The organism is Sphingomonas sp. Leaf33 (assembly GCF_001421785.1).
In the GTDB taxonomy this organism is placed as follows: Bacteria; Pseudomonadota; Alphaproteobacteria; order Sphingomonadales; family Sphingomonadaceae; genus Sphingomonas.
This window is the reverse complement of record NZ_LMLB01000018.1, coordinates 477-1,112: the sequence shown is the minus strand read 5'-3', so window position 1 is coordinate 1,112 and position 636 is coordinate 477. Positions and strand designations below refer to the sequence as shown.

Sequence of the window (636 nt, the reverse complement as noted above, 5' to 3'; positions counted from 1 at the left end):
AAGATAGGGACCAAACTGTCTCACGACGTTTTAAACCCAGCTCACGTACCTCTTTAAATGGCGAACAGCCATACCCTTGGGACCGGCTACAGCCCCAGGATGAGATGAGCCGACATCGAGGTGCCAAACACCGCCGTCGATATGAACTCTTGGGCGGTATCAGCCTGTTATCCCCAGAGTACCTTTTATCCGTTGAGCGATGGCCCTTCCATACAGAACCACCGGATCACTATGTCCTGCTTTCGCATCTGCTCGACTTGTCAGTCTCGCAGTTAAGCACGCTTATGCCATTGCACTATCGTCACGATGTCCGACCGTAACTAGCGTACCTTCGAACTCCTCCGTTACGCTTTGGGAGGAGACCGCCCCAGTCAAACTGCCTACCATGCACTGTCCCCGATCCAGATAATGGACCTAGGTTAGAACCTCAAACACACCAGGGTGGTATTTCAACGTTGGCTCCATGAGATCTAGCGACCTCACTTCAAAGCCTCCCACCTATCCTACACAGATCTGTTCAAAGTCCAATACAAAGCTACAGTAAAGGTTCATGGGGTCTTTCCGTCTTTCCGCGGGGAGATTGCATCATCACAAACATTTCAACTTCGCTGAGTCTCAGGAGGAGACAGTGTGGCC

General features: G+C 51.4%; 1 rRNA gene (cut by both window edges). It reads right to left on the bottom strand.

Features of this window, described 5'->3' with window-relative positions:
• Positions 1–636 (bottom strand): 23S ribosomal RNA (locus tag ASE86_RS15535) (its annotated part extends past both window edges: 327 nt to the left, 476 nt to the right); the annotation flags it as partial.